Annotated in this window: 21 protein-coding genes; 12 read left to right on the top strand and 9 right to left on the bottom strand. The window is 68.8% G+C overall.

Annotated features, from left to right (window positions below; genetic code table 11):
* Positions 1 to 104: 104 nt before the first annotated feature.
* The 3 genes from FA90_RS07210 to FA90_RS07200 all read left to right on the top strand — a co-directional run bounded on the left by FA90_RS07210 (position 105) and on the right by FA90_RS07200 (position 3,919).
* Positions 105 to 2,666 carry a glycoside hydrolase family 3 N-terminal domain-containing protein gene (locus tag FA90_RS07210; protein WP_036167400.1) on the top strand — a complete coding sequence of 854 codons (2,562 nt, stop codon included), beginning with the start codon at positions 105 to 107 and terminating at the stop codon, positions 2,664 to 2,666.
* 268 nt (positions 2,667 to 2,934) lie between these two features.
* A complete protein-coding gene (gene mntP / locus FA90_RS07205) occupies positions 2,935 to 3,501 on the top strand; it encodes a manganese efflux pump MntP (RefSeq protein ID WP_036167397.1) in 567 nt (188 codons plus the stop codon).
* A gap of 4 nt (positions 3,502 to 3,505) precedes the next feature.
* A complete protein-coding gene (locus tag FA90_RS07200) occupies positions 3,506 to 3,919 on the top strand; it encodes a secondary thiamine-phosphate synthase enzyme YjbQ (RefSeq protein ID WP_036167394.1) in 414 nt (137 codons plus the stop codon).
* Between the two features lie 13 nt (positions 3,920 to 3,932).
* Here FA90_RS07200 and FA90_RS07195 read toward each other — a convergent pair whose 3' ends face one another.
* The 4 genes from FA90_RS07195 to FA90_RS07180 all read right to left on the bottom strand — a co-directional run bounded on the left by FA90_RS07195 (position 3,933) and on the right by FA90_RS07180 (position 10,468).
* The gene (locus FA90_RS07195; RefSeq protein ID WP_036167391.1) at positions 3,933 to 5,423 is read right to left on the bottom strand and encodes a tryptophan halogenase family protein; all 1,491 of its coding nucleotides are present in this window, start codon (positions 5,421 to 5,423) and stop codon (positions 3,933 to 3,935) included.
* 11 nt (positions 5,424 to 5,434) lie between these two features.
* The gene (locus FA90_RS07190) at positions 5,435 to 6,463 is read right to left on the bottom strand and encodes a cupin-like domain-containing protein (RefSeq protein ID WP_081933711.1); all 1,029 of its coding nucleotides are present in this window, start codon (positions 6,461 to 6,463) and stop codon (positions 5,435 to 5,437) included.
* Positions 6,460 to 7,218, bottom strand: coding sequence for a SapC family protein (locus FA90_RS07185; RefSeq protein WP_051971535.1), 759 nt, complete (start codon positions 7,216 to 7,218; stop codon positions 6,460 to 6,462). The genes FA90_RS07190 and FA90_RS07185 overlap by 4 nt, the downstream gene beginning before the upstream one ends.
* A gap of 274 nt (positions 7,219 to 7,492) precedes the next feature.
* Entirely contained in the window at positions 7,493 to 10,468 is a 2,976-nt protein-coding gene (locus FA90_RS07180; RefSeq protein WP_036167388.1) for a TonB-dependent receptor, read from the bottom strand.
* A gap of 390 nt (positions 10,469 to 10,858) precedes the next feature.
* Between FA90_RS07180 and FA90_RS07175 the strand changes: the two genes are divergently transcribed.
* Together FA90_RS07175 and FA90_RS07170 are read left to right on the top strand one after the other, a co-directional pair.
* Positions 10,859 to 11,683, top strand: coding sequence for a family 16 glycosylhydrolase (locus FA90_RS07175; RefSeq protein ID WP_036167385.1), 825 nt, complete (start codon positions 10,859 to 10,861; stop codon positions 11,681 to 11,683).
* 106 nt (positions 11,684 to 11,789) lie between these two features.
* Positions 11,790 to 12,971: a serine hydrolase gene (locus FA90_RS07170; protein WP_239700577.1), complete on the top strand. Its 1,182-nt coding sequence runs from the start codon at positions 11,790 to 11,792 to the stop codon at positions 12,969 to 12,971.
* A 27-nt stretch (positions 12,972 to 12,998) separates the two neighbouring features.
* Here the strand turns inward: FA90_RS07170 and merP are convergent, their stop codons facing one another.
* The 4 genes from merP to FA90_RS07150 all read right to left on the bottom strand — a co-directional run bounded on the left by merP (position 12,999) and on the right by FA90_RS07150 (position 15,511).
* The gene (gene merP, locus FA90_RS07165) at positions 12,999 to 13,289 is read right to left on the bottom strand and encodes a mercury resistance system periplasmic binding protein MerP (RefSeq protein ID WP_036167382.1); all 291 of its coding nucleotides are present in this window, start codon (positions 13,287 to 13,289) and stop codon (positions 12,999 to 13,001) included.
* A 37-nt stretch (positions 13,290 to 13,326) separates the two neighbouring features.
* The gene (locus FA90_RS07160; protein WP_051971534.1) at positions 13,327 to 13,737 is read right to left on the bottom strand and encodes a mercuric transporter MerT family protein; all 411 of its coding nucleotides are present in this window, start codon (positions 13,735 to 13,737) and stop codon (positions 13,327 to 13,329) included.
* A 13-nt stretch (positions 13,738 to 13,750) separates the two neighbouring features.
* Positions 13,751 to 14,884 carry a transglutaminase family protein gene (locus FA90_RS07155; protein WP_036167379.1) on the bottom strand — a complete coding sequence of 378 codons (1,134 nt, stop codon included), beginning with the start codon at positions 14,882 to 14,884 and terminating at the stop codon, positions 13,751 to 13,753.
* Positions 14,885 to 14,959: 75 nt separating this feature from the next.
* A complete protein-coding gene (locus FA90_RS07150; RefSeq protein WP_081933710.1) occupies positions 14,960 to 15,511 on the bottom strand; it encodes a TlpA disulfide reductase family protein in 552 nt (183 codons plus the stop codon).
* Between the two features lie 173 nt (positions 15,512 to 15,684).
* On the opposite strand from FA90_RS07150, the gene FA90_RS07145 reads away from it, so the two are divergent.
* The 6 genes from FA90_RS07145 to FA90_RS07120 are packed head-to-tail and all read left to right on the top strand — an operon-like array spanning position 15,685 to position 23,905.
* Positions 15,685 to 17,544, top strand: a complete 1,860-nt coding sequence (locus FA90_RS07145) for a family 43 glycosylhydrolase (protein WP_081933709.1) — start codon at positions 15,685 to 15,687, stop codon at positions 17,542 to 17,544.
* A gap of 31 nt (positions 17,545 to 17,575) precedes the next feature.
* A complete protein-coding gene (locus FA90_RS07140; protein WP_239700575.1) occupies positions 17,576 to 19,546 on the top strand; it encodes a glycoside hydrolase family 2 protein in 1,971 nt (656 codons plus the stop codon).
* A 51-nt stretch (positions 19,547 to 19,597) separates the two neighbouring features.
* Positions 19,598 to 20,899, top strand: coding sequence for an extracellular solute-binding protein (locus FA90_RS07135; RefSeq protein ID WP_036167376.1), 1,302 nt, complete (start codon positions 19,598 to 19,600; stop codon positions 20,897 to 20,899).
* Between the two features lie 15 nt (positions 20,900 to 20,914).
* A complete protein-coding gene (locus FA90_RS07130) occupies positions 20,915 to 21,835 on the top strand; it encodes a carbohydrate ABC transporter permease (protein ID WP_239700573.1) in 921 nt (306 codons plus the stop codon).
* Positions 21,832 to 22,677, top strand: a complete 846-nt coding sequence (locus FA90_RS07125) for a carbohydrate ABC transporter permease (protein WP_051971530.1) — start codon at positions 21,832 to 21,834, stop codon at positions 22,675 to 22,677. The genes FA90_RS07130 and FA90_RS07125 overlap by 4 nt, the downstream gene beginning before the upstream one ends.
* A 22-nt stretch (positions 22,678 to 22,699) precedes the next feature.
* Entirely contained in the window at positions 22,700 to 23,905 is a 1,206-nt protein-coding gene (locus FA90_RS07120; RefSeq protein ID WP_036167372.1) for an ABC transporter ATP-binding protein, read from the top strand.
* On the opposite strand, the gene FA90_RS07115 is transcribed toward FA90_RS07120, so the two are convergent.
* Complete coding sequence (locus FA90_RS07115) at positions 23,906 to 24,607, bottom strand: YjjG family noncanonical pyrimidine nucleotidase (RefSeq protein ID WP_036167369.1); 702 nt, start codon at positions 24,605 to 24,607, stop codon at positions 23,906 to 23,908.
* 86 nt (positions 24,608 to 24,693) lie between these two features.
* Here FA90_RS07115 and FA90_RS07110 point away from each other — a divergent pair, with 86 nt between their 5' ends.
* Complete coding sequence (locus FA90_RS07110; RefSeq protein WP_239700571.1) at positions 24,694 to 25,827, top strand: LacI family DNA-binding transcriptional regulator; 1,134 nt, start codon at positions 24,694 to 24,696, stop codon at positions 25,825 to 25,827.

Below are 25,827 nucleotides of genomic sequence, written 5' to 3'. Positions count from 1 at the left end.
ATTTGCCTTCACTATGTACCGACGCGTTGGAATCGTTTCCAATGAGGATGCCGGACAGCGCGATCTAGGCCACGAGCCGACGACGACAAGATGTGGAGACTTGCATGACCCCTTCCAAGCGATTGGCCGCGCTGGCCGTGGCCGGCGCCTTTAGCCTGGCTTGCGCCGCCGCCGCTGCGCAATCCGAGCGGCAATCCCAGGCACAATCCCAGGCGGCCGACTGGCCGCAAACCCACAGCGCGATCGCACGCGACCCCGCGCTCGAGGCGCGCGTGGCGGCGATCCTCAAGGGGATGACGCTGGCCCAGAAGGTCGGCCAGATGACCCAGGCCGAGATCAAGTCGGTCACGCCCGACGACGTGCGCCGTTATTACATCGGCTCGATCCTGAACGGCGGCGGCAGCTGGCCGAACAACGACAAGCACGCGCGCGCCGCCGACTGGCTGGCGCTGTCGCAGCGCTTCTACGACGCCTCGATGGCCACGGACATGGCGGTCAAGGTGCCGGTGATGTGGGGCACCGACGCGGTCCACGGCCACAATAATGCCTACGGCGCCACGCTGTTCCCGCACAACATCGGCCTCGGCGCGGCGCGCGACCCGCGACTCGTCGAGGAGATCGGCGCCGCCACCGCCCGCGCCATGCGCGCCACCGGCATCGCCTGGGCCTTCGCGCCGACGCTGGCCGTGGTGCGCGACGACCGCTGGGGCCGCACCTACGAGGGCTTCTCGGAAGACCCGGCCCTGGTGCGCAGCTATGCCGGGCCGTTCGTAGCAGGCTTGCAGGGAAAGTTCAAGGACGACGCCAACGTGATCGCCACCGCCAAGCACTTCATGGCCGACGGCGGCACTGCGGGCGGCAAGAACACCGGCGTCAGCGAAGCGACCCGGGCGCAGATGATCGCGATCCACGCCCAGGGCTACATCGGCGCATTGGACGCCGGCGCCCAGACCGTGATGGCCTCGTTCAACAGCTGGAACGACGTCGCCGGCGGCCATGACTACGGCAAGATGCACGGCAGCCGCACCATGCTGACCGAGGTGCTCAAGGAAAAAATGGCGTTCGACGGCTTCGTGGTCAGCGACTGGAACGGTATCGGCGAAGTGCCGGGCTGCCGCAACGACAGCTGCGCGGCTTCGATCAACGCCGGCATGGACATGATCATGGCGCCGGAAGACTGGAAGGCCTTCATCGCCAACACCATCGCCGACGTTCAGGCGAACCGGATTCCGATGGCGCGCATCGACGACGCCGTGTCGCGCATCCTGCGCGTGAAGCTGCGCGCCGGCTTGTTCGAGAAAGGGCCGTCCGCCAACCGCTACGCCGGCAAGGACGAGGCGCTGCAAGCGCGCGCGCTGGCGCGGCGCGCGGTACGCGAGTCGCTGGTGCTGCTCAAGAACGAAGGCCCCGCGCTGCCGATCGGCGCCGGCAAGAAGATCCTGGTGGTCGGCAAGGCGGCCGACAGCATGGCCAGCCAGGCCGGCGGCTGGTCGCTGACCTGGCAAGGCACCGCCAACACCAATGCCGACTATCTCAACGCCGACACCATCCTGAGCGGCTTGCGCCAGGCCGCCGGCGGCGCCAACGTCACGTATGCCGCGGATGCGCGCGGGGTCGACCCGGGCCGGTTCGACGTCGTGGTCGCCGTGCTCGGCGAAGCGCCGTACGCGGAAGGCGATGGCGACATCGGCCCGGCCGGGACGCTGCGCCACAGCAGCCGCTATCCGGAAGACCTGGCCGTCCTGAAGAGGGTGGCCGGCAAGGGCAGGCCGGTGGTGACCGTGCTGCTGTCGGGCCGTCCGCTGTGGGTCAACGACCTGCTCAACCTGTCGGACACCTTCATCGCGGCCTGGCTGCCGGGCAGCGAAGGCAAGGGCGTATCGGACCTGCTGGTCGCGGGCCAGGGCCCGAACTACGACTTCGGCGGCAAGCTGCCGTATTCCTGGCCGAAGTCGGTGTGCCAGACGCCGCTGAACCTGGGCGACGCCGGCTACGCGCCGCTGTTCGCCTACGGCTACGGCTTGAACAAGGGGACGCGCTCGCACCTGGGCCAGCTGGACGCCAGCTACCCGGCGGGCGGCTGCGTGGCCTCGAACGTGTTCCCGCTGTATGGCCAGGCGGACCGCACCAGCTTCCCGTTGCAACTGCGCAGCAAGGGGCGCAGCCAGCTCCTGGGCGCCGACCTGAACGTCGCCACTGAACTCCCCGGCATTAAGGTCGCCACCGCGCAGATCACGACCCAGCAGGATGCCAAGCTGGTGACCTGGACCGGTCCGGGCAGCTTCGAGGCCCACGGCGCCGCCCCCTTGAATCTGCCGCGGCAAGCCGCCGACGCGGGCGCGCTGCGCTTCGAGACCCGCGTCGAGACGGCGCCGGCCGGCAAGGTGACGCTGGCCATGCTGTGCGGCGCCGCTCCTGCAAACACCGCCGCCTGCGGCCGGCCGCTCGACCTTACCGCCGTGTTCAAGCGCCTCGCCGGCAAGGGCCGCCAGGTGGTGAGCGTGCCGCTGGCCTGCTTCACGGCGCACGGGGTCGACCTGGCGCGCGTCGATACGCCGTTCAGCATCGCCAGCAGCGGCGCCTTTGCCGCCGCCTTCGGCAACGTCGACGTGGTCGGTGGCGCCGCGCACGAAGCGGACGCGTTGCGCTGCGAGGACCTGCGCTGAGCCGGCCCTGATTGTCTCCCTCTTCCCAGCGGTGGATCGTGCGCCGCTGGGCTTTTTATTCGCACTGCGCTAACATGGGGCTCCCAGTGGGGAGTAGCCTGCTGTCCGGGAACGCGTCCGTCCCTGGGCAGCGCCCGCGTCAACATGCTCGCCGGCGCCGCCGGCGTGGTGCGGGCAGCCGCCATGGTTGGCAAGACCTTGGGTATGTCCGCGCGTTCGATCGGGCCGCGCCGGCATGCCTTCCGTCATCGCCCGACTGCGGAATCCCATGAACCTGTTCGCTACCGCCGCGCTGGCGCTCGCCATGTCCACCGATGCGTTTGCCGTCGCGGTCGGCAAGGGCGCCGCGCTGCGCCGACCGCAGCTGCGCGAGGCGCTGCGCACCGGCGTCATCTTCGGCGTCATCGAAGGCTTCACGCCGCTGGTCGGCTGGACGCTCGGCCACGTCGCGGCGCGCCATGTCGCCGCCTGGGACCACTGGATCGTGTTCGTGCTGCTCGGGCTGCTCGGGCTGCGCATGGTGCGCGCCGGCCTGTCGAACGACGCGGAACCCGAGCACAAGCCGGCGCGCCACGGCTTCTGGCTGCTGGTCGCCACCGGGGTGGCGACCAGCCTGGATGCGCTGGCGATCGGCGTCGGGCTGGCCTTCGTGGACGCCGACATCGGCCTCACCGCGGGCGCGATCGGCTTGACGACCTTCATGATGGTGACGCTGGGCGTGATGGTCGGGCGCGGCCTGGGTGCGATCGCGGGGCGGCGCGCGGAGCTGCTGGGCGGACTGGTGCTGATCGCGATCGGCTGTATGATCCTGTACGAACACCTGAGTGCGAACTGATCACATGGCCTATCAAGAGATCCTCGAATTGCGCACCGCCGGGCGCGGCACGCGCGACATCGGCGCCGACGTCGCGCGCGTGGTGGCCGCATCCGGCGTGGGGTGCGGGCTGGCCCACGTTTTTGTCCAGCACACCAGCTGCTCGCTGACCATCACCGAGAACGCCGACGCCGACGTGCGGCGCGACCTCGAGACCGTCATGGCGCGCCTGGCGCCGGACGGCGACCCGGCCTACCGCCACGACATGGAGGGACCGGACGACATGTCGGCCCACGTGCGCAGCGTGCTGACCGATACCGGCCTCGCGGTGCCGGTCGGCGCCGGACGGCTGCTGCTGGGCACCTGGCAGGGCATCTTCCTGTGGGAGCACCGGGCGGCGCCGCAGCGGCGCCGGGTGGTGGTGACGGTGATCGGCTGAGCCGGGTCGAGCCCTAGGCCTTGGCCGGCGCCCAGCGCCGCACGTATTCGCCATGCGCCGGCATCAGCGCGGCGGTGCGCCGCACGCGCTCGCGGATGCCGTCCAGGAAGCCGCGCAGCTCGGCGTCGCCCATCAGGTCGGCGCTCGGGTGGTGGCGCTGCGGCAGGATGCCCTGGCCGAGCATCACCTGGATCCACGAGTTCTCGGCGAACAGCTCGTTCTGCTGGCGGAACACGCGCCCGGTCTCGCGGAACAGCTCGATGCGGTGGCGCAGCGAGGCCGGCACCTCCATCGTCGCCGCGTCCTGCCAGTATGGCGTGTCGCGCCGGTCGGTGACCTTGTAGTGCAGGATGATGAAGTCGCGGATGGTGGCGATGTCCTCGGCCGCCTGGGCGTTGTACTCGTCGACGTCGGACTGGGCGATGCCGGCCGAGGGGAAGGTCTGCAGCAGGCGCACGATGCCGCGCTGGATCAGGTGGATGCTGGTCGACTCGATCGGCTCCAGGAAGCCGCTGGCCAGGCCGAGCCCGACCACGTTGCCGGCCCAGAGCCGCTTGCGCTGGCCCGGCGTGAAGCGGATCAGGCGCGGTTCGGTGAGCGCCTCGCCCTCGATGTTGGCCAGCAGCGCCGCGCGCGCGGCGTCCGGGTCGACGTAGCGGCTGGCGAACACGACGCCGTTGCCGACCCGGTGCTGCAGCGGGATGCCCCATTGCCAGCCCCAGTCGTGCGCGATCGAGCGGGTGTAGGGCACGGCCGGGCCGACGCTGTTGGTCTGCACGGCAAACGCGCCGTCGTTGAACAGCCATTCCGACCAGTCCTCGTACTCGATGCCCATCGCCCCGCCCAGCAGCAGCGAACGGAAACCGGTGCAGTCGATGAACAGGTCGCCCTCGATGCGCGTGCCGGAGTCCAGCACCAGCGCCGCCACGCCGGAGCCGTCGGCGTGCTTGTCGACGGTGGCGATCTTCGCTTCGATGCGCTGGGCGCCGAAGTGCTCGGCAAAGCGGCGCAGGTAGCGCGCGTAGGCGCTCGCGTCCAGGTGGTAGGCGTAGCCCAGGCTGTCGTCCTTCAGGTGGCCGAAGCGGTTTTCGCGCGCGGCCAGGTGCTCGAGGCAGTAGTCGCCGTAGTCGCTGGCCAGGCCGCGCTCGCGGCCCTTCATCCAGAAGTGCTGGAAGCCGGCGGTCCAGTGGTCGGTGCCGGTCATGCCGAACGAGTGGATGTAGTCCATGCCGCGCTCGCGCCAGCTCTCGAAGCTGATGCCCAGCTTGAACGTGGCCGAGGTCGCGGCCATGAATTCGCGCTCGTCGATGCCGAGCAGGCGGTGGAAGTTGACCAGGCTGGGAATGGTCGCTTCGCCCACGCCGACGGTGCCGATCTCGTCGGATTCGACCAGCTTGATGTCGTGCGTCTTGCCGAGCGAGCGCGCCAGCGCGGCGGCCGCCATCCAACCGGCGGTGCCGCCGCCGGCGATCACGATGCGGCGTACTTGTTGGGTCGGGTCCATGTGGTCTCCTCTTATTTATCGAGCCGCTTGAGCAGCTGGCCGCGCAGCACGTGCGCGCCCTGCGCGTTCAAGGGCGCCAGCGCGTAGCGCGCGTTCTGCGGCAGGTGCGCCAGGCTGGCTTCGTCGGGCTCGAAGATGTAGTGGCGGAAGATCTCCTGCCAGGCGGCGCGCTGGGCTTCGGGCAGCTCGCGCATCGTCAGCAGGGCCAGCATCAGCGCATTGGTCGGCGAGTCCATCCACGCCGGCGACTGGCGCCACCAGTAATTCACCAGCACGTTGAACGGGGCCAGCGCCTCCACCGCGTGCCACCACATCGACGGGATGAAGATGGCGTCGCCGGCCTCGAGCTCGGCCACTTCGGCGTGGCGCAAGGCTTCGACGTAGCGCGGGAAGCGTTCCAGGTCCGGGTTGGCGTGGTCGACCAGGCTGATCGCCTGGCCGGCCGGATTGAAGTCGAGCGGCCCGACGTACAGGTTGTGCAGCTGCTCGGGCGGGAACAAGGTGAAGCGGCGCGCGCCGACCGCGGCCACCGCGACGTTGTCGGGCAGGTCGTAATGGGCGGCGATGCGCGTGCGGTTGCCGATCCAGATGCTGGCCAGCGGGTCGCGCGCGCCCAGGTCGATCGGATTCTCCGCGCGCAGGCCGGGCAGCGCGCCGTCGATCGAGGTCGAGCCGACGTAGATCGCGCCCTGGCGCGTACGCGTGCGCTGGATCGCCAGCTGGTCCAGCACCTCGGTCAGGCGCGCCTGGATGTTGTGGTAGTTGAAGCCGCTCAGGTCGGCGTTGTAGAAGAAGCGGCCTTCGATCTCGGGCGGGCCGAGCATCGCGCGCACCGGGGCGCCGCGGTAAAAGCGGCGCAGGTAGGCCTCGGCCGCCTCAAGCGATTCGCGCCCGGCGCGCACCAGCGGCCAGTCGGCGGCCAGGCCGCGCACCACGAAGGGCCGGGTGGCGCGCAGCATCTCCTCGGGAATCGCGCCTCTCTCGACCGCGATCTCGCGCACGCGCGTGAGGCTTGTCGTCCCCTCGCTGCTCACGTTCATGCTCCGGCGGCGCCTTCGAGGATCGCGAACGGATCGGCCGCCTGGCTGCGGTTCTTGCGCGCCACCAGCTCGCGGAACTGCGACAGCGACGCCACCGACATGTACACCGGCTGCAGCCAGCCGGCGCGGTGCAGGCCGGCCAGCTGGTCCGCGCTCAACGCCGCCAGGCGGTCCTCGTTGATCGCATGAAAGCCCGCCAGGCGGTGGTGCGCGCCGGTGTCGAGCTGGACGTCGAACACGAAGGGCTCCAACAGCTCGAGTTCCTGCAGCGCGGTGGTGAAGCTGCGCGCGGCCTGGACGCCGTCGTGGATCGTGCGCAGCATAGAGACCGCATGCTCCAGGTATTCGCTGGTGCCGCCATACGACAGGAACAGCGCTTCGCCCTCGAGCTCGCCATGTTGCGCGCCGTCGCGGATGCGCGGGCTGTCCATGTCGATGTGCACGCTCAGTTCCTCGCCGTCGCCGCGCCCGATCATGAAGGGCTGGCGCTGGACCGTGAGGGGAATCACCGGCGCGTCCCAGCCGTGGGGGCCGAGGAACAGGTTCTCGCCTTGCTCGAAGCCGAACAGCGCCAGCGCGTCGTAGCCGCCGGCGTCGTTCTGGGCGAAGACGATCGGGTAGCAGGCCTGCAGGTCGCGAAATTCAGCCGGAAAGGTCAGCGCCGACATCAAGGCGTCGCCCCATTGCGGGCCGCGTTCGGTGATCACGCGCAGGTGCTTGTGCTGGACGTTGTTGAGGATGGCGTGGTTGGGCATGGTGTCTCCGTGCTTGGTTGTCGTTATGGATGATGGATGCGGTGCGTCAGGGGGACGTCCAGCCGGCGCGGCCGCCGGCCACGGCGATGTGTTCGATGGGGGATGTCATCACGAATCTTGTGTCTATAGCCTGAATCAGTCTACCGCAAAATGCTGTATTCGAAGCAAGTTTTTTTGCGAAAAAAATACGCCGCCTGGCGCCCGCCACACGGTCCCGGGGACCTTGTGGCGAACATCAGACGGCGTCGTCGTGCCGGTTGTGGCTACGGGCGGCTTAGAACTTGTAGTGCGCGCCCAGCATGTAGCGCGGACCGGTCTGGGTGGCGTACAGCACCTGCGAGTAGTTGCGGCCGTGGACGCGGGTGGTCTCGTTGGTCAGGTTGATCGCCTCCAGTTGCAGGCTCAGCTTCGGCGTCAGGTTGTAGCCAACCGACAGGTCGAGCTGGCCATAGGGCTCGACGTAGTTGGGGTTCGGGCCCGAGCCGTCGAAGGTCGAGGACAGGAACTCGCCGCGCCAGTTGTAGGCGGCACGCACGTTCAGCTTGTCGTTCTCGTAGATGCCGACCACGTTGTACGAGTTCGACAGGCCGATCAGGGCGAACTGTTCGGTCGTGCTGGCGTTATCGTAGCGCAGGCCCGAGTGCACGTAGGTGTAGTTGGCCGAGATGCCGAAGCCGGTGTCGGCGAACATGTGCTGCAGGTTCAGTTCCAGGCCGTTCAGGCTGGCCTTCTTCTGGTTGGCGTACGAGGTGATGCGGAAGTGCGCGATCGGATCGCTCGGCTGGCCGACGATATTGCCCTGCACGACGTTGCCGTTGGCGACTCCCGTTACCGTCACGCCCGGCGCGGTCGGGTGCTGGGTGAAGATGTACTGGCGGATGCAGGCGGTGTCGCTGCCGCAGCCCGAATTGGCCGCCTCGGTCCACAGCGCGCCGCCGACCGGGGTGTGCAGGCCGAACGGGGTGGCGTCGAACTGCGACTGGCCGGCGTAGTTGTCCAGGTCCTTGTAGAACGCGTTGACCGAGAAGAAGCTCTGCTTGGCGTAGTACCACTCCCAGGACAGGTCGAAGTTCTTCGACTTGACCGGCTTCAGGGCCGGGTTGCCCTGGTTGCCGGTGCCGCCGTCGACGCGGTACAGGGTGTTGAGCACCTGGCCGCCGGCGATCTGGTCGTAGCGCGGACGGCCGATGGTTTCGCCGTAGCTGGCGCGTACCTTCATGTCCGGGCGCACGTCCATGTCCCAGTCGAGCGAGGGCAGCACGTTGTTGTAGCTGCCGTTCAGGGTGGTGAAGGTCGCCGGGCCCTGGGTCACGCTGAACTCGTTGGCCGAGACCATCGTGATGCCGGTCGCCGAGGCCACCTGCGCGCTCGAGGTGACGTCGGTCTTCTCGTAGCGCACGCCGATCGAGGTGTGCATCGGGAAGCGGAAGTTCTCCCAGTCGGTGTTGAGCTGGAGGTAGAGGTCCTTGGTCTTCTCGGTGGTGCGCTGGTCGGTGTCCCACACCCCCGGCGCCTTCGGCATGTACAGCTGCGGCAAGCCGGTGGCCTGGGCCACGACGTCGCGCACCTGGCCGAAGTTGAAGGTGTAGAAATTGTTGAACAGGTTCGGGTTGTTGTTGCCGGCGATCTGGTCGAAGTAGCCGCGCACGGTTGCCGGGTGCCACAGGCTGCTCGGGTAGTCGGACGGCTTCGAGGCGCCGCCCCACGAGTCGCGCTGGTTGTTCGAGAAGGCCGAGCGGTTCTTGTCGTTGACGATGCCGCCGCCGAAGATCAGGTTGGACGACTCCAGCATGCGCAGGCGGCCGCTGAGCTGGGCCTGGTCGACCTGGCCCTTCATGTAGCCTTCCTGGAAGGTCGAGCCGGTGACCTGCTGCGGCGCGCCGACGAAGTTGGCGCCCTGGATCGACAGCACCGGGAAGGCCTGGTTGAAGTCGGCGGTGGTCGTGCCGCGGCTGAAGCTGGCGGTGCCGATGTCGTTGCTCGAGCCGAACGGGCTGTCGGCCATCGATTCCGAGGTCGAGTGGTGGCCGTCGAACGTCAGTTTCAGGTCGCCGTTCACGCGCCAGGTGGTGTTGAAGCCGATCGACTTGAGCTTGGTCTTGGTGGCGTAGTCGGCCGCGCCCATCGCGATGTCCGAGTTGCCGGCCGGGAGCTGCTCGGTGTAGACCAGCGGCGCCGCGACCGGGCCGTTGGTCCAGGTCGAGCTCGACGGGCCGAAGTTGAACCAGGCCGAGACGTCGTTGTGCCGGGTCTGCAGCTTGTTCTCGGCGTAGGTGTAGTCGAGGGTGCTGGTGATGTCCTTGGTCGGCGCGAACTGCAGCACCAGCTGGCCGTTGGCGCGCTGGCGCTGGATGCCGGTGAAGCCGTAGTTCAGGTTCTGCGGCACTTCGTAGATCGTGTTGCCGGTCGGGCCGTTCACGACCGGACCCGGGCCGTTGAGGGTGCCGTAGGTGCTGGTGTCGCCGGCCTTGTACGGACCTTTCCAGCCGTTCGAGACGGCGGCCTGGGCGAAGCCCGAGTTGCGCTTCTGGTAGCTGAAGCTGGCGCCGATGCCCCACATGCCGTCTTTCGACGTGGTCGAGTAGATGCCCGAGAATTCCGGCGTCCACGAGCTGCCGGCCTTGTCGTCCTTCGGCAGGTTGTTGTGCGAGGTGTCGTCCATCGCCTTGATGCCGATGCTCGACCAGGTGCCCATGTGGTCGAACGGGCGCGCGGTCATCACGTTGATGGTCGCGCCGATGCCGCCGGTCGGGGTCTCGGCCCGGCTGGTTTTATACACCTGCAGCTGCGAGATCGCTTCCGAGGCCAGGTTCGAGAAGTCGAAGGCGCGGCCGTTCAGGTCGCCCAGGTTCGAGGTCGGCATCTGGCGGCCGTTGAGCAGCACCATGTTGAAGTCGGGACCGATGCCGCGCACCGTCACGCGCTGGCCTTCGCCGTTGGTGCGGTCGATCGACACGCCCGAGATGCGTTGCAGCGACTCGGCCAGGTTGGTGTCCGGGAACTTGCCGATGTCTTCGGCGACGATGCCGTCGACGATACCGTCCGAATTGCGCTTCAGGTTCAGCGACGAGGCCAGCGACTGGCGGATGCCGCTCACCACGACCTGCTGGACCGGCGCGCTGTCCGGGCCGTTGGCGTTGATCGGGTTGGTGTTCGGGTTCTGGTCTTGCGCCCAGGCCGGTACGAACGCCGAGAAGGCGCTCGCCACCGCCAGGGTGATCAGCTTTTTGTTTGCCTTGGGGTAATGCATGGGGTCTCCTCTGTTGTTCTCTCTGTCGCGCTGCCGCACCGCGTGTCGCTGTTCCGGGTCGTGCTGCTGATCGCATGGAAACGTTTCCATGGAACTCAGCGAATCTTATGTTCAGAAAAAAAGATTGTCAACGGAATATGTTGTCGTGCGCAGACGGATGCGCCGCATTTTGTCGGGGAAAGCAACACGCGCCAGCGCTGCGCCGTCCGCGTGCCTGGCAAGCGGCACGCACGCGTGCGCCCGCGCGCTCGTGTGGCTGACACAATGATGCCCGTTTGACACGACCCGCTCATCAGCGGACACTGGCGCAGGAATGGGGAACGTTTCCAAACGCGAGGCGTTCCGGCGGCTCGAGCGGATGCCGCGAACACGATGACAACAGGAGACGACATGAAATTGAAGCACACCGTTGCGGCCTTGCTGGCCGCCTGCACCCTGGCCGGCGCCCAAGCCCAGGCGACGTCGCAGACGAACGTGCCAGGCCCGGTGACCGCGCCGCCCGGCTGGGTGCTGGACTGGAGCGACGAATTCGACGGCCACGCGCTCGACCACGGCAAATGGGTCGAGGAGACCGGTGGCAACGGCTGGGGCAACCAGGAGCTCGAGTTCTACACGGGACGTCCGGAAAACGTGCGCGTCGACGGTGGCATGCTGGTGATCGAGGCGCGCAAGGAAGACTACGGCGGGCGCCATTACACCTCGGCGCGCATCAAGACCCAGGGCAAGATGGAGCGCACCCACGGCCGTTACGAGGCGCGCATCAAATTCCCGCGCGGGCAGGGCGTGTGGCCGGCGTTCTGGCTGCTCGGCGCCAACGTCAAGGAGGCCGGATGGCCGCGCTGCGGCGAGATCGACATCATGGAAAACATCGGCCGCGAGCCGGACCTGATCCACGGCACCATGCATGGCCCCGGGTATTCGGGCGAAAACGGCTTCGGCGCGCCGCAGAAGCTCGAGCACGGCATCTACGCCGACGATTTCCACGTCTATGCGGTCGAATGGGAACCGGGCGAGGTGCGCTGGTACCGTGACGGCATCCTGTACCACACGGCGCGGCCCGACCTGGTCAAGGGCGACTGGGTGTTCGAGCATCCGTTCTTCGTGATCCTGAACCTGGCCGTGGGCGGCGGCTGGCCGGGCAACCCGGACGCGGCCACTGTCTATCCGCAGCAGATGCTGGTCGATTACGTGCGGGTGTACAAGCAGGCCAGGTAAGGCGGGCGCACCGGCGCGGCAGTGCGCGGGCGTGCGCCGATTGCCGCCGGCGCGCACCGATGGCATCATGGCGGACCCCGGCGCGGCCGGGTTCGCTGGAGGCCCCATGATGCAAGCGGCGCGCGGTGCGCTGAACCCGGTTTTGAAGCACACCCCGAGGCGCGCGGCGCTGACGGCGCTGTCGGCTGCGGCGCTGGTGCTGGCCGGCTGCGCAGCGCCGCAGCGGCCGGCGCGCACGCTGAACGACGACGAAGTCCAGCGTGTGATGCGGCGCGAAGGCGTGCAGGGTTTCAGCATGGCCGTGATCGAGCATGGCAAGGTCGGCCGCATTCGCGCCTTCGGCACCCGCAGCAGCGAGCTGGGGTTGCCGCTGCAGGAAGACTCGGTGGTGCACGCCGCCGCCTTGAGCAGCGCCGCGTTTGCCTACATGGTGCTGCAGCTGGCCGACGAGGGCCGGCTCGACCTCGACGCGCCGATCGACAAGATCCTGCCGCAGCCCCTGCCGGCCTACCGCGAGCGTCCGTTCGACTACGCCGACCTGGCCGACGATCCGCGCTGGCGCCGCATCACGCCGCGCATGCTGCTCGAGCACGCCGCCGGTTTCGCCGACCACCGCGCCTACGAGTCGGGCGGGGCGCTGCGCATTCATTTCGAGCCAGGCGCGCGCTACGCCTATTCGAGCGAGGGCGTCAACCTGCTGCAGCTGGTGGTCGAGCGCGGGCTCGGGCTGGACGTCGGCCTGGAGATGCAGCACCGGGTGTTCGAGCGTTTCAAGATGACCCACAGCGGCATGCGCTGGCGCGCCGATTTCGCCGCCAACCTGGCCGACGGCTACGGTTTTGACGGCAGCGTGCAGGCGCACGAGCGGCGCTTCCGGGTGCGCGCCGCCAATTCGATGGACACCACGGTCGGCGACCAGGCGCGCCTGTGGGCCGGCATCGTGCGCGGCGATGGGCTCAGCCCGTCGATGCGCGCGCAGATGGTCAAGGGCTGGCTGCCGATCGTGTCAAAGCGTGAGTTCCCCGCGCTCGATGGCGCTCAAGCGACATGGCCGCAAAAGCTCGCGGCAGGGCTGGGTGTGGTGAGCTTCGAGGAGCGCGGCGGACCGGCCTGGTTCCGCGCCGGCCACGACGACTTTTCCGGCAACCTGGTGCTGTGCCTGGACAAGGACCAGCGCTGCGTGGTGTTCATGTCGAACGACGTGCGCGCCGAGCGCATCTACCCGGAGCTGACCCGGCTGGCGCTGGGCCAGCTCGACATGCCGTGGTCGTGGGTGTACGAGTGGTGAGGCTCGGTGTGAGGCTAAGCCCGAAGCTTATTGCGGGCTCTTGAGCATCGCCGGATAACCGACGTCCTCGGTCGCCTTTTTCAGGTCGGCCACAGTGGCGTGCGCGTCGTCGTAGACGATCACGGCTTCGCGCTTCTCGTAGCTGACCTTCACCTTCGACACGCCGGGTACCTTCGATAACGCCGCCTTGATGGTGATCGGGCAGGTGGCGCAATCCATGGTCGGCACGTTGAGGGACACGGTCTGCTGCTTGGCGGCGGCGAACGGCGCGGCGCCCAGCAGGGCGGTGAAGGCAAGGGCGGTGAGAATGTTTTTCATGGCGATGGCCTCGTGGTATGACGTACTGCAGATGATATCAGTAGAATAGCGGCGCGATCAGCGGAAAACCGAGCAGCAGTGCGATGAACAGCGCGCTGCCCAGCCACACGCGGCGCATGATCGGCCGGGTGGTGGCGCAGGCGCCGTCCGCGCGGTCACAGGCGCGCGCGGGACGCAGCACCAGGTAGCCGGCCCAGCCCAGCAGGGCGACGGTCAGGGCGATCGCGTACGGCGCAAACGGCTTGACGGCCTGGAGGTGGGCCATCCAGGCGCCGGTCACCCCGACCAGCACCAGCACCAGCGGCAGCACGCAGCAGGTCGAGGCCAGCAGGGAGGACAGCACGGCCAGGGCGATCAGGCCGCCGAGCTTGCGCTCGCCGGGCGCGCCCGGGTTGCGTGCGCGCCGGAGGGCGGGGTCGGAGGGTTTGGTGCCGGCGCAGGAAGACATGCTTGGCGCCGCCTCAGATGGCACGCGAGGTGATCGTGTACTTGAAGTTGGCCGGGTCGAGCGAGTCGTAGACCTCGCTCTTGTTCTGGGCCTGCGGGTACATCAGGAAGCCGACCTTGCCCTGGGTGAAGCCCGGCAGGCGCACGTCGTGGGCGAAGTTGTAGCCCATCCAGTTGCCTTCCCAGCCGCCGAACAGCGCCTGCTTCACCGGGGCGACCAGCGGCGCGTCCGGATCCTTGATCCAGTTGGCGGTTTCTTCGCGCATCACCTTGGCGACGTCGGCCGGGTCCATCGCGACCCAGCCGTGGCGCTTCAGGTAGACCTCGGAGCGGCAATGCTGCGCGCCCTGCAGGGCGGCCGGCTTGCCGCTCAGCGCCTTGTAGCCGAATTCGTCCGGGGCGATGCGGATGCCGTAGACGTCGCGCGCCGGCACGCCGGAGGCGCGGCACAGGCCGACGAACAGGCCGTTCAGGTCGGCGCACTTGCCGCCGAAGTTACCGGTTTCCAGCATGGTCTTGATGTCGCCGGTGCCGCAGCCGCGCACTTTCGGCTCGCGGAAGGTGTTCAGCACGATCCAGTCGTAGATGCGCTGGACTTTTGCTTCGTCGGTCTTGGCGCCCGAGGTGATCTGCAGCGCGGTCTTCCTGACCAGGCCGTCGAGCGGCAGCAGGTCGGTCGGCTGCAGGAACACGCGCAGGTCCTCGGGTGTTTCGGCGCCGCCCACCGGTTTCTTCCAGTCGGCCTTGCGGTTGCGCGTCTGCACGCGCGAGACCACTTCCAGGTGCGGCGCAGCGCTGCCGTCGAATTCGGCGACCAGGAACTGCGCGCCGTAGTGCGGATCGCTGCCGACGCTCATCTTGGCGGCGTTGCCCGACCAGTTGTTCGACAGCGTGCGCTGCCAGTCGGTGTCGATCACGGGAAGCGGCACCCAGATCGTCGATGGGCCGCTGGCGTGCTGCAGGTCGACGCGGGTGGTGACTTCAAAGCTCTTCCACTCGCCCGGCTGCGGGGCGAAATGCTTCTCGGCCGGCTGGTCCGAAGACTGCGCGGCCTGGGCGAAGGCGAGGCGCGGCAGGGCGCCGGCCAGGGCCAGGGCGCCGGCGCATTTCAGAAGCGTGCGGCGCTGGAGAGCTTTGGAATCGTGCATCGTGGTCGTCCTTTGTTATTGGTTGGCTATGTTGTATATGGGGGTACGGCGGCGGCAGCGCAAGAGACGCTCCGTTTACTCGGCCAGCAGGGCCGCGATCGCGCGCTTGATGCGCGTGTCGTCGGCGCCGATCTCGCCGGCGCTGCGCCAGCGTGCGCGGCCCTGGCGGTCGACCAGGATGGTGGTCGGCATCACGCCCAGCGTCCAGCGCTTGAACGTGTCGCCGGTCCGGTCGCGCAGCACAGGGTAGGGGATCGGATGGGCGGCGGTGAAGCGTTCGATGCTGTCGAGCGGCTCCTTGTAGTTCACGCCGACCACCGCCACGCGGTCCTTGAATTGCGGCTCGCCAGCCAGCGCGCCCAGCACCGGCAGTTCGTGCACGCACGGTTCGCACCAGCTGGCCCAGAAGTTGACCACCACGACCTTGCCGCGCAGGCGCGCCAGGTCCCAGTCCTGGCCATCCAGGCCGGCCAGCGCCAGCGGCGGCGTGGCCTGGGCCGCCGGCCACGGGCGCAGCGCCGGCTCGGCGGCGCGCGCAGGCGCGGCGCCCGCCAGCGCGGCCGCGATCAGGCCGGCGGCAACTGGAGCGCGGTGCGTCATCCGAAGGCGGCGAGAGCAGGTAGGCATGAAGGGATCTGGCGGGCGCGTTTGAAAACGATCGCCATGATATCAGAGCGCCGGCTTCGGCGCAGGCCGATCCTTCGAAGCCACCGGGGTTGGGCGAGGCGGCGAGCGATTCGTGCAGGCAAGCCGGGCTCGCTTGCGGTAAGCTCGCCTTATAACACCAAAGGAGACCTTCGATGTCGTCGTTCCGATCCGCCCCGGCCGCGGCGTTGCTGGCGCTGGCCTTCGGCGCCTGCGCGCTCGCCAGCCTCGCGCGCGCGCAAGCGGGCGCGCCCGCCGCGCATCCGCCCGCGAGCGCGCCGGCGCCCGCTGCCGGCGCCACCTACCACAACCCGTTGCCGCTGCGCCTGGCCGACGGCGAACTGGCCCAGAACTGCGCCGACCCGGCGGTGCTGCGCGACCCGCGCGCCAAGGTGCCGACCTGGTACCTGTACTGCACCAGCGACCCGGTCAGCAAACGCGAACACGGCAAGGACGGCGGCTGGCACTTCCGCATGATCCCGATCTACCGCTCGACCGACCTGGTGCACTGGAACTTCGTCGCCGATGCCTTCACCGACCGTCCGGCCGGGCTGGCGGCGCCGACTTCGGGCCTGTGGGCGCCCGAGCCGGAATACCTGAACGGGCGCTATTACCTCTACTTCACTGTGGTTGACGTGGCCGACGAACACAGCCCGGTCAAGGGCTGCGAGCACGACAGCGCGATCGGCGTGGCCACCGCCGACAACCCGGCCGGCCCCTGGACCGCCCAGGCGCAGCCGGTGCTCGGTCCGCGCCAGGCCGGCCCGGGCTGCGATTTCCACTGGACCTTCGACCCCAAGGTGATCGTCGACGGCAGCCAGAAGTATCTGTACTACGGCAGTTACGGCGGCGGCATCTGGGTGCAGCCCCTGAGCGGCGACGGCTTCAAGGCCGGGAGCGGGGCGCGCCGGGTCGGCGCCAACGGCCGCTACGAAGGCGCCGAGGTGATCAAGCACGACGATTGGTGGTACCTGTTCGCCTCCGCCACCGACTGCTGCAACGGGCCGCTGACCGGTTACGCGGTCTACGTCGGCCGTTCGCGCTCGCCGCTGGGGCCTTTCCTGGACCGCGAAGGCAACGACATGGGCAACGGCCGCGCCGGCGGCACCCCGGTGCTGCTGCAAAACGGCAACCGCTGGGTCGGCGCCGGCCACAACACGGTGTTCCAGGACGGCGCCGGCCAGTGGTGGACGATCTTCCACGCGGTCGACACCAATGAGCCTTTCTTCAGCGCGCCCGACAAGCTGACGCGGCGCCTGGCGATGCTCGACCGGATCGACTGGGTCGACGGCTGGCCGGTCGCCGCCGGCGCCCCCAGCGACACCGACCTGGACGCGCCGTTGACCCAGGCCGGCGCCCACGCGGCGCACCCGCGCGCGCTCGAGGTGCTGGCCTGGCGCCCGGCCCCGGCATGGAGCGACGATTTCCACGGCCCGGCCCTGGACCCGCGCTGGAGCTGGCTGCGCCCGCGCGCCAAGGGCGGCTTCGAACTGGGCGGCGCCGGCTTGTCGCTGCCGACCGAAGACGGCGACCTGTACGTCGACCGCAACGACGCCAGCGTGCTCCAGACCGCGCTGCCGGCCGGCGATGTACGCATCGAGGCGGAAGTGGAGCTGGACGCGCCGCTCGGCTGCTGCAACAAACCGGTTCAAGCGGGGTTCGTGGTGATGCGCGACGACGATAACTATGTCAAATTGATCGAGGTGGCCAAGAACGGCCTGCGCCAGGTCGAGTTCGCGAAAGAATTGGCCCCGGTCGACCCCGGCTACCCGCGCTACGGCAATACCGTGGTCGGCACGCCCGGAAAAACCACATGGTTGCGCCTGGATGTGCACCGGACCGGGGGGGATGAGCGTTATACCGCTTATTCGAGCCAGGATGGACGCACCTGGGTCGGCGGCGGCACCTGGACGCACCGCCTCGGCCGGCAAGCGCGTCTCGGCCTGGTCGCGATGGGCGGCGCGGGACACCGCGCCACCTTCGTGCGGGTCAGCGTGCAGAGCCTGTCGCGCTGACGGAGACCTTATGGAACCTAGGAGCGTGAACGTGGAATATCCCCGCCCTCAATTACGGCGCGCCGCCTGGCGCAGCCTGGACGGCCCCTGGCAAGCGATGCTGGACGACGCGGCGCAGCACGTCGACCCGTTCGAGGTGACGTTCGATCGCACCATCATCGTGCCGTACCCGCCCGAGGCGCGCGCCAGCGGCCTGCACGACACCGGCTACCGCCGGCGCGTCTGGTACCGCCGCCTGGTGCAGCTCGACCCGGCGATGAACCCGGGGCGCGACGAGCGCCTGATGCTGCACTTCGGCGCCGTCAACTACCGCGCGCGGGTCTGGATCAACGGCCACTACGCCTTCGAGCACCGCGGCGGCCACAGCCCCTTCAGCATCGACGTCACGCGCTACCTGGACGGTTCGAGCCTGGTGATCGTGGTCCAGGCCGAGGATGATCCGCTCGACATGCACAAGCCGCGCGGGAAGATGGACTGGGAGCCCGAGCCGCACAAGATCTGGTACCCGCGCACCAGCGGCATCTGGCGCACCGTCTGGATCGAGAAGGTCGCGCGCAGCCACGTGCGGCAGCTGCGCTGGCGCGCCGACGTCGCCGCCTGGCAGATCGGCCTGGACGCCGACATCGCCCACGTGCCCGAGGGCGGCATCGCCAACGTCACGCTGCGCATGGGCGCACGCCTGCTGGTGGCCGACCGCTGCCTGCTGACCGGAACGCGCCTGCAGCGCATCTTCCAGCTGCCCGATCCCGGCATCGACGATGCGCGCAGCCAGTGGCTGTGGAGCCCCGAGAGCCCGCAGCTGATCGAGTGCGAAGTCGAAATCCGCGATGCCGAGGGCAACCTGCTCGACGCGGTGCAGAGCTACACCGCGCTGCGCACCGTCGGCATCGACGGCGACCGCTTCACGCTCAACAGCCGTCCATATTACCTGCGCATGGTGCTCGACCAGGGCTACTGGCCGGACAGCCTGATGGTGGCGTCCAGCGACCAGTTGCGCCAGGACGTGCTGCTGATCAAGAGGCTCGGCTTCAACGGCGCGCGCAAGCACCAGAAGTCCGAAGACCCGCGCTGGCTCTACTGGTGCGACGTGCTGGGCCTGTGCGTGTGGGGCGAGATGCCCTCGGCCTACGGCTTTTCCAGCGCCACCGTGCACGGCGTGATGGAAGAGTGGAAGGAACTGGTCGAGCGCGACATCTCGCATCCCTGCGTCGTGGCCTGGGTGCCGACCAACGAATCGTGGGGCGTGCCGGAACTGGGCAACGACCGGCGCCAGGTCGACTTCGTGAAAGCCTTGTACCACCTGACGCGCGCGCTGGACGGCACCCGGCCGGTGATCGGCAACGACGGCTGGGAGATGCCGTGCGGCGACGTGGTGAGCGTGCACGACTACGCGGCCGACCCGGCCGTGCTGATCGAGCGCTACGGCAGCCGCGAGGCGATGGCGTACACGCTCGAGCACGTGCAGCCGGACCGGCGCCGCATCGTGATCGACGGCTTCGACGGGCGCGGCAAACCGCTGTTCCTGTCCGAGTTCGGCGGCATCGCCTGCATTCCCAGCGCAGGGGCGGACGCCAACGGATTCGAGAAGCCGCCGGCCGGCTGGGGCTATTCGGTCGCCAAGGACGGGCGCGAGCTGCTGGCGCGCTACCAGGTGCTGATGTCCGCGGTGCACCGCTGCCGGCCGCTGTCGGGCTTTTGCTACACGCAGCTGACCGACACCTTCCTGGAAAAGAACGGCCTGCTCGACGAGAACCGCGTGCCCAAGGCGCCGGTCGAGGCGATCGCGATCGCCACGCGCGGACCCGACGCCTTGCGCTGGGACTGGAACCTCGACCCGCTCGGGCACGAGGCCCGCTGGCGCGCGCGGCGCGGCCCGGATTTCCCGATAGAATGGACGCGCGTCGGCGAAACGGCGGAAGTGTTACCCTATCCGAACGAGCGCCACCCGCCGCAGCCGGGCCAGGATCCCGAACCGGACGATCCGGCCGCGGCGACGGCCTAGCCGTGCGGGGCGGCGCCGACAAACTATAAAGACATAAAGTCAGGAGACAGGATGGCGCGACGAGGATTCCTCGCCGCCGCCGTCGCGCTGCTGGCGGCGCTCGGGACCACCTGGGCGGCGCCGGCCGGGGCGCAGGTCGAAGTCAGGATGTGGACGCTGCTTTCGGGCGGCGACGGTGCGCGCATGCGCGCGCTGGTCGACGACTTCAACGCCAGCCAGCGCGAGGTGCGGGTGGTGAGCACGACGCTCAAGTGGGGCGAGCCGTTTTACACCAAGCTGATCACGGCCTCCGTGGTCGGCGCCGGGCCGGACCTGGCCACCGTCCACTTGTCGCGCCTGCCGAACCTGGCCGGCGGCGGCGTGCTGCGGCCCATTCAACCGGCCGAGCTGGCGCAGGTCGGGCTACGCGGCGAGGATTACCTGCCGCGCCAGTGGGCCAAGTCGCGCTACGGGGGCGTGAACTACGCCGTGCCGCTCGACGTGCACCCGCTGGTCCTGTACTACAACAAGACGCTGGCGGGACGCGCCGGCCTGCTCGGCCCGGACGGCAAGCTCAAGCCGATCGAGGGCGTGGCGGCGCTGACCGACGCCTTCCGCGCCGCCACCGAACGCACCGGCCAGCACGGCCTGACCATGGAGAGCAGCCAGAGCTCGTACGCGATCTGGCGCCTGTGGCTGGCCATGCTGGCCCAGCAGAACCTGACCATCATCCGCAACGGCCGGTTCACCTACGGCCCGGCCGGCGTCGCCACGCTCGAGCGCATCGGCGACTGGTTCCGCCGGGGCTATGCCCAGGTCGGCCTCGACTACCCGGCCTCGACCAGCCAGTTCATGGGCGGCAATGCCGTCTTCATGCTCAACGGCGTGTGGGAAGTGCCGGAACTGGTGCGCGCCTCGAAAGCCGGCACGCTCGGCTTCGAATACGGCATCGTGCCGCTGCCGCAGATGTATGCCAACGCCAGCACCTGGGCCGATTCGCACAGCTTCGCCATTCCCGCCAACAACGAGCACCCGATGCCGCCCGAGAAGGTGAGGGCGATCCTGCGCTTCGTGGCGTACGTCAGCCGCCATTCGCTCGGCTGGGCCGAGGGTGGCCACATCCCGGCCTACCGTCCGGTGGCCGAATCGCCGCAATTCCTGGCGCTGCAGCCCAATGCCCAGTACGCCGCCGTCGCCAACAACGTCGTCTACGACCCGGACGGCTGGTACATGGGTGCGGCCGGTCCGCTCGAAGCGATCGCCTCGAAATTCCTGCCGGCCGCGCTGTACGGCTACATGACCCCGGCCCAGGCGGTGGCGCGCTTCGAGAGCGAAAGCCGGCGCCTGATCCGCAAGCCGCCGCCGCGCTACTAGCCACCGGAGACCTGGATGCCCAATGACCTGACCATGAATCCACCCGCGCCCGCGCCCGCGCGCACGGCGGCGCCCTCGAGCACGCGCGAGGGCTTGCCGGCGCTGATGCTGCTGGCGCCATTCCTGATCGCCTTCGTGCTGTTCTTCGCGGTGCCGGCCTTCGAGACGCTGTACCTGAGCCTGACCGACAGCAGCCTGACCCGCACCAACGCCTTCGTCGGCCTGGACAACTACCACCTGCTGCTGAACGACCCGTCGTTCTGGGATTCGGTGGCCAACACCTTCATGTTCGCGCTGATGACGGTGATCCCGCTGACCGCGCTCGGCCTCATCATGGCCATGCTGGTCAACCACTTCGTCCGCGCCCAGGCCTGGCTGCAGGGCGTGTTCTTCCTGCCCTTCGTGCTGCCGATCTCGGTGATGACGTTGATCGCCGACTGGATGCTGCAGCCTTCGTCCGGCGTGGTCAACCACCTGGTCGGCGGGCAGCGGCCCTGGCTGGCCGACCCGACCTGGGCGCTGCCGGCGGTGGCGATCGGCACGGTCTGGTGGACGGTCGGCTTCAACCTGCTGCTGTTCCTGGCGGGCCTGCGCAACATTCCGCAAGACCTGTACGAGGCGGCCGCGCTGGACGGGGCGCGCGGCTTCACGCTGTTCCGGGCGATCACCTGGCCGGCGCTGCGTCCCGTCGCGACCACCGCCTTCATCCTGCAGCTGATCGCGTCGCTGAAGGTGTTCGGCCAGACCTACATCCTGACCAGCGGCGGGCCGTTCAACACCACGCGCGTCACGCTGCACTACATGTACGAGACCGCGTTTACCCAGAGCGACGCCGGCTACGCGGCCGCGATCGCGATGGCCTTCGTCGCGATCGTGCTGCTGCTGTCGCTGCTGCAGGCGCTTGTCGTCAAATGGATGGCGCGGAGGGACGCATGAGCTCGAAGATAAATGCGCGACGCCATATCGGCTGGAGCGTGGTCGGTACGGTGGCCGCCGTGGCGCTGGCGCTGCTGTGGGCCTTTCCGTTGCTGTGGGCGCTGTCGACCTCGCTGCGACCGGAACTGGAGACCGTCTCGAACGAATTCCACTGGCTGCCCCAGACCTGGACCCTGGACGCCTACGCCAAGACGCTCGGCGCCGGCAATGTGCTGCGCTGGCTGTTGAACAGCTTCGTCGTGGCGCTCGGGGTGACGGTCGTGACGATGGCGATCAGCTTGGGCGCGGCCTACGCGTTTTCGCAGCTGCGTTTCCGCGGCCGCAACCTGCTGTTCGGCGTCGCCATGCTGGCCTTCCTGCTGCCGTTCGAGGCGCTGCTGGTGCCGCTGTTTCGCACCATGAACCAGCTCGGCCTGATCAACACCTATGCCGGCATCGTGCTGCCGCAGGTGGTCTCGCCGGTCGTCATCTACGTGTTCAAGGGGTTCTTCGACGAGATCCCGGCCGACTTTCGCGAAGCCGCGGTGATGGACGGCGCCGGCCCGCTGCGCGTGCTGTGGAGCGTCTACCTGCCGATTTCCGGCAACATCGTCTGGGCGATGGCGATCGTGACCTTCATCGCGGCCTGGAACAACTTCCTGTGGCCGTTCATCATCGTCACGTCCAACGAGATGATGACGATCCCGCTCGGCCTGACCCAGACCTACGACGCCTTCGGCGTGCGCTACGCCCAGCTGATGGCGGCGGCGCTGCTGGGCGCGTTCCCGGTCGCCCTGGCATACGCGCTGTTCCAGAGAAAAGTCACCCAAGGCTTCCTCGCCGCGAGCGGTCTGAAGGGTTAAGCGAACAAGAATAGGAGAGAGAATGGCATCGGTACGGCTGCGCGGCATCCGCAAACAATACGGCGACAACCCGGTCATCAAGGGCGTCGACCTGGACATCGAGGACGGCCAGTTCGTGGTCTTCGTCGGCCCTTCGGGCTGCGGCAAGTCGACGCTGCTGCGCATGATCGCGGGTCTGGAAGACATCAGCGACGGCACGCTCGAACTGGGCGGCGTGGTCAGCAACGGCATCGAGCCGGCCCAGCGCGGCATCGCGATGGTGTTCCAGAGCTATGCGCTGTACCCGCACATGACGGTGGCGGAAAACATGGGCTTCGCGCTCAAGCTGGCCAAGGTGCCCAAAGCCGAGATCCAGGAACGCGTGGCGCGCGCCGCCGAGATCCTGCAGATCGGCCACCTGCTCGAGCGCAAGCCCAAGGCGCTGTCCGGCGGCCAGCGCCAGCGCGTGGCGATCGGCCGCGCGATCGTGCGCAAACCCGAGGTGTTCCTGTTCGACGAGCCGCTGTCGAACCTGGACGCCGCGCTGCGCGCCCAGACCCGGGTCGAGCTGGCGCGCCTGCACCGGGAACTGGGCGCGACCATGATCTACGTGACGCACGACCAGGTCGAGGCGATGACGCTGGGGCAGAAGATCGTCGTGTTCAACGGCGGCCACATCGAACAGACCGGCACGCCGCTCGAGCTGTACGAGCGCCCGGCCAACCTGTTCGTGGCCAGCTTCCTGGGTTCGCCGCGCATGAATTTCCTGAAAGCCGGCCTGGTCGGCGAGCGCGAGCACCTGGCCAGCGTGCGCCTGCCCTCCGGCGCCACGGTCGAGGTGGCGGCCGACGCCGGGCGCATGCAGGTGGGAGCCGGCGTGACGCTGGGCGTGCGCCCCGAGCACCTGCGCCTGGCGCACGTGGGCACAATCGATCCGCGCCTGGAACTCAGCGCCGAGCCGGGCTCGAGCCCCGGACGCGAGCGGCGCAAGGAAGGGCGGCGCGAAGGCATCCCCGGCACGCTGAACCTGGTCGAATACCTGGGCGACGTGGCGCTGGCCTACGTGCAGGTGGCGGGCGTGGACGAGATGGTGTCGGTCAAGATCCACGGCAGCCATGGCGGCTTCGGCTTGCCGGCGCTGGGCAGCGAAGTGCGCCTGACGTTCGACCCGCGCCAGGCCTATCTGTTCGACGAAGCGGGCAAGGCGCTGCCCGGGGCGCACGCGCCCGCGGCAGTGCCGGCCGCCTGATCAGCTCTTTGCCGCGGCGCGCAGCGTCGGCACGACCTGGTCGAGGTGGTCGACTTCATGGTCGGGCAGCGCCTGCGAGTCGTTGGCCAGCTGGCCCGGATTGAACCAGACGCTGTCGATGCCGAAGCGGTTGGCGCCGAGGATGTCGGCGTCCAGGCGGTCGCCGACAATGACGGTTTCCTGGTGGCTGAACGCGCGCGCCATCGCCACCGTGTAGTCGAAGAAGCGGCGGTCCGGCTTGGCGTGGCCGCAGGCTTCCGAGGTCGCCACGAAACTCACGTGCGCGTCCAGGCCGGCGCTGGCGATGCGCCGGTGCTGGATCGCCTCGATGCCGTTGGTGATGATGCCGACCTCGCCGATGCCGGCCAGCGTCTCGACCAGCGCCGGCGCGCCGTCGACCAGCACCACGCTGTCGGCCAGCGCATCCAGGTACAGGCTGCTGGCGCGCACCGGGTCGAGGTCCAGGCCGGCTTCCTCGAAGGTGCGGCGGAAGCGCTCGACCTTGAGCGCGTCCTTGCTCACCGTCCCGGCTTCGAGCGCGCGCCACAGCGCCAGGTTGATCGGCTGGTAGCGTGCGAACAGATCGTCGACGCCGTCGCGCACCCCGAGCGCGGCCAGCGTGCGCGCGAAGGAAAGGGCTTCGGACGCCTTGAAGTCGAGCAGGGTGTCGTCGAGGTCGAACAGGAACAGGCGGTGTTTCATGGATGAGAAAGTGGATATGGAGCGGGCGGTGCAGGCGTCGATCATAGCACGGCCGCCGTGCGCCAAAATCTGATAATGTTGAGCGCATGAGTGAGCAGACGAGCAAGCCGACCCGCCCGCGCCGCGCCACCATGACCGACATCGCCAAGCTGGCCGGCGTGTCGCAGTCGACGGTGTCGCTGGTGATCAATCACATGAGCGGGGCCAAGGTGTCCAGGGCGACGCGCGAGGCGGTGCTGCGCATCGCGCGCGAGCTCGGCTACCCGCTCGAGCGCCACGCGCACGCGGCGCGCGAGAGCCGCAACCTGATCCTGTACCTGACCGACGAACTGACCACCAGCCCGCACGCGATGCAGACCATCGACGGCGCCAAGGACGCGGCCTGGGACCAGGATTGCCTTGTCGCGGTATTTGCCACCCGCAGCGATCCCGAGCTGGAGGCGGCGACGCTGGCGCGCATGCTCGACCACCCGGCGCTGCTGGGCGTGATCTACGCGACCATCTTCACGCGCGCGGCGCGCCTGCCGCCGGTCCTGACGCGGGCGGCGCTGCCGACCGTGCTGCTGAATTGTCACGAACGCGGCCACGAGCGTGCCCACGGCGCAGCGCATGGCCCAGCGCATGGCGCAGGCCATGGCGGCCGCCATCCTTCGGTGGTGCCCGACGAACTGGCCGGCGGCTACGCGGCGACGCTGCACCTGATCGCGACCGGCCACCGGCGCATCGGCTTCATCAACGGCGAAGGCTGGCTGGAAGCGGCCGGCCTGCGCCTGAAGGGCTACCGCGAAGCGCTCGCGAGCGCCGGCATCGCCTTCGACGCGGCGCTGGTGCGCGAAGGCGACTGGCAGGTCAGCGACGGCTACCGCCTGGCGCTCGACCTGCTGGCGCTGCCCGATGCGCCCACCGCGCTGTTCTGCGCCAACGACCTGATGGCGATCGGGGCGCTCGACGCGGCGCGCGAGCGCAAGCTGAGCGTGCCGCGCGACCTGTCGATCGTCGGCTACGACGACCAGGACGTCGCGCGCTACACGCATCCTCCTTTGAGCACCGTGCTGCTGCCGAACTACGACATGGGCCGCTGGGCCGCGGAGACGCTGATCGGCCGCGCGCGCGGCAGCCATGCCGACGCGCACGGGCGCCAGCCCGACATCGTTCATCTCGAAATGGACTGCCCGCTGGTCACACGGGACTCCGTCGCGCCGCCGCGCATACGATTGTAA

It is taken from the genome of Massilia sp. 9096 (assembly GCF_000745265.1).
Lineage (GTDB): Bacteria > Pseudomonadota > Gammaproteobacteria > Burkholderiales > Burkholderiaceae_D > Telluria.
This window is presented reverse-complemented; position numbering and strand designations above follow the sequence as displayed.

What these genes read in the sequence shown, in the direction of transcription:
- FA90_RS07210 (WP_036167400.1), top strand. Translation starts at nt 105, where the DNA reads ATGACCCCTTCCAAGCGATTGGCCGCGCTGGCCGTGGCCGGCGCCTTT.
- mntP (WP_036167397.1), top strand. Translation starts at nt 2,935, where the DNA reads ATGAACCTGTTCGCTACCGCCGCGCTGGCGCTCGCCATGTCCACCGAT.
- FA90_RS07200 (WP_036167394.1), top strand. Translation starts at nt 3,506, where the DNA reads ATGGCCTATCAAGAGATCCTCGAATTGCGCACCGCCGGGCGCGGCACG.
- FA90_RS07195 (WP_036167391.1), bottom strand. Translation starts at nt 5,423, where the DNA reads ATGGACCCGACCCAACAAGTACGCCGCATCGTGATCGCCGGCGGCGGC.
- FA90_RS07190 (WP_081933711.1), bottom strand. Translation starts at nt 6,463, where the DNA reads ATGAACGTGAGCAGCGAGGGGACGACAAGCCTCACGCGCGTGCGCGAG.
- FA90_RS07185 (WP_051971535.1), bottom strand. Translation starts at nt 7,218, where the DNA reads ATGCCCAACCACGCCATCCTCAACAACGTCCAGCACAAGCACCTGCGC.
- FA90_RS07180 (WP_036167388.1), bottom strand. Translation starts at nt 10,468, where the DNA reads ATGCATTACCCCAAGGCAAACAAAAAGCTGATCACCCTGGCGGTGGCG.
- FA90_RS07175 (WP_036167385.1), top strand. Translation starts at nt 10,859, where the DNA reads ATGAAATTGAAGCACACCGTTGCGGCCTTGCTGGCCGCCTGCACCCTG.
- FA90_RS07170 (WP_239700577.1), top strand. Translation starts at nt 11,790, where the DNA reads ATGATGCAAGCGGCGCGCGGTGCGCTGAACCCGGTTTTGAAGCACACC.
- merP (WP_036167382.1), bottom strand. Translation starts at nt 13,289, where the DNA reads ATGAAAAACATTCTCACCGCCCTTGCCTTCACCGCCCTGCTGGGCGCC.
- FA90_RS07160 (WP_051971534.1), bottom strand. Translation starts at nt 13,737, where the DNA reads ATGTCTTCCTGCGCCGGCACCAAACCCTCCGACCCCGCCCTCCGGCGC.
- FA90_RS07155 (WP_036167379.1), bottom strand. Translation starts at nt 14,884, where the DNA reads ATGCACGATTCCAAAGCTCTCCAGCGCCGCACGCTTCTGAAATGCGCC.
- FA90_RS07150 (WP_081933710.1), bottom strand. Translation starts at nt 15,511, where the DNA reads ATGCCTACCTGCTCTCGCCGCCTTCGGATGACGCACCGCGCTCCAGTT.
- FA90_RS07145 (WP_081933709.1), top strand. Translation starts at nt 15,685, where the DNA reads ATGTCGTCGTTCCGATCCGCCCCGGCCGCGGCGTTGCTGGCGCTGGCC.
- FA90_RS07135 (WP_036167376.1), top strand. Translation starts at nt 19,598, where the DNA reads ATGGCGCGACGAGGATTCCTCGCCGCCGCCGTCGCGCTGCTGGCGGCG.
- FA90_RS07130 (WP_239700573.1), top strand. Translation starts at nt 20,915, where the DNA reads ATGCCCAATGACCTGACCATGAATCCACCCGCGCCCGCGCCCGCGCGC.
- FA90_RS07125 (WP_051971530.1), top strand. Translation starts at nt 21,832, where the DNA reads ATGAGCTCGAAGATAAATGCGCGACGCCATATCGGCTGGAGCGTGGTC.
- FA90_RS07120 (WP_036167372.1), top strand. Translation starts at nt 22,700, where the DNA reads ATGGCATCGGTACGGCTGCGCGGCATCCGCAAACAATACGGCGACAAC.
- FA90_RS07115 (WP_036167369.1), bottom strand. Translation starts at nt 24,607, where the DNA reads ATGAAACACCGCCTGTTCCTGTTCGACCTCGACGACACCCTGCTCGAC.
- FA90_RS07110 (WP_239700571.1), top strand. Translation starts at nt 24,694, where the DNA reads ATGAGTGAGCAGACGAGCAAGCCGACCCGCCCGCGCCGCGCCACCATG.